Source organism: Rhodococcus sp. ENV425, assembly GCF_002887785.1.
Classification (GTDB): Bacteria; Actinomycetota; Actinomycetes; order Mycobacteriales; family Mycobacteriaceae; genus Rhodococcus; species Rhodococcus aetherivorans.
This window is the reverse complement of the sequence record NZ_PCZU01000244.1, coordinates 36,203-37,716: the sequence shown is the minus strand read 5'-3', so window position 1 is coordinate 37,716 and position 1,514 is coordinate 36,203. Positions and strand designations below refer to the sequence as shown.

The window sequence follows — 1,514 nt, the reverse complement described above, 5'->3', positions numbered from 1 at the left end:
ACCGAAAAAACACCAACAAAACATCGAAAAATCATCAAAACAGATGTAAACTAGAGGCATGAACAAGGAAGAGATCACCGCGAAGCTCCACAGCCTCGGCCGCGACATCGATGCCCTGCTCAAGAACATCTCGACCGGCCAGGACATCTCCGTAGTCCTGGCCGAGTCCCGCGACACCAAGGCCGCCGCCCGTGCCGCAGGCATGACCGAGGACGAAATCAGCGCCGCAATCGAATCCGGCCTCAGCTGACCGACCACCCCGGAAGGAAAGACGCGATGACCACTCCCGCCCCCGTCCAGACACTCGAGCTTCCCGACCAGTGGTGCGACTACAACGGCTGCACCACCGAAGCCACCCACACCGACGGCGAGTGGGTCATGTGCCCCCACCACGAGGAACGCGCCTACCGGACCACCACCTACTGGCGGCCGATCCTCCGCTGGACCACCCGCCCCAGCCCCCACTGGCCGGTCTTCATCGCCGAGTACTGATCCACACTCCGCGCCGGTGGGGAGTCACCGCGACTCCCCACCGGCGCGCACTACCGACCCGAACAGGAAACGCGCACATGCTCACCATCACGCACACCCCCACAGAGGGCACGATCATCGACGGCACCAGCAAAGGCGACGGCACCGCCCCGATCCTCAAAACCGCAGGGTGGAAATGGGGACGCAGCATCACCGCCTGGTACATCCCGCACAGCCGCGACCGCGCCCCCCACCTCGCCCGCATCGAACACACCGCCGCCGCCCTGCGCGCCGCCGGATACGACGTCGAAACCGACATCGACACCACCCTCCGCGACGGCACCGACGCCCACCACGACCGCAACGAGCGTCTGACCGACCGCGCCGCCGCCCTCGCAGTCAAGGCCGAACGCAAGGCCACCGCCGCCGACGCCGCCCACGCACGCCACGACCACGCCTGTGCAGCACTGCCCGAAGGCGGAGAACCCATCAAAGTGGGACATCACAGCGAACGACGCCACCGCCGCGCCCTCGACCGCGCCCACACCACCGCCCGCGCCGCGATCGAAGCCGACGCCGCCGCCCGCTCAGCCGCCGAATCCGCCCGCATCGCCGCCCGCAGCACCGCCCGCAGCACCGATCACCGCTACACCCCCGCAGTGATCCACCGCCGCATCGAACGACAGAGCGCCGAACTACGCAGCATCGAACGCCACCTCACCAAGTACCGCGCTGCCGGACACACCGCCGAGACCAGCAACCACATGCACCAGCTCGAACTCAACAAAGCCGAACTCGAGCGCGACATCGAATACTGGACCGCGGTACGCGCCGAACAGGACGCCACCGACGGCCCCAAGCTCTACAGCCGCGCCGACCTACGCCCCGGATGCTTCGTCAACTGCTCCGGCACCTGGCACAAGGTGATCCGAGTCAACGCAAAGTCGGTCACCGTCGCCACCGCCTACAGCTGGACCGACCGACTGCCCTACGGCAAGATCACCGACGCCCGCGCCGAGGACGCCCACACCCCCATCCGCCCA

At 67.2% G+C, this 1,514-nt stretch carries 3 protein-coding genes; all 3 read left to right on the top strand.

Annotation, left to right across the window (positions count from 1 at the left end):
- The first annotated feature begins 58 nt into the window (after window positions 1-58).
- Complete coding sequence (locus CQZ88_RS21430; RefSeq protein WP_102800278.1) at window positions 59-250, top strand: hypothetical protein; 192 nt, start codon at window positions 59-61, stop codon at window positions 248-250.
- Window positions 251-276: 26 nt separating this feature from the next.
- Entirely contained in the window at window positions 277-492 is a 216-nt protein-coding gene (locus tag CQZ88_RS21425; protein WP_102800277.1) for a hypothetical protein, read from the top strand.
- Window positions 493-569: 77 nt separating this feature from the next.
- A partial coding sequence (locus CQZ88_RS21420; protein ID WP_102800282.1) for a DUF3560 domain-containing protein occupies window positions 570-1,514 on the top strand: 945 nt, incomplete at its 3' end.

Excerpts from the sequence above, each read along its gene's own strand:
- CQZ88_RS21430 (WP_102800278.1), top strand. The coding sequence starts at position 59 with ATGAACAAGGAAGAGATCACCGCGAAGCTCCACAGCCTCGGCCGCGAC.
- CQZ88_RS21425 (WP_102800277.1), top strand. The coding sequence starts at position 277 with ATGACCACTCCCGCCCCCGTCCAGACACTCGAGCTTCCCGACCAGTGG.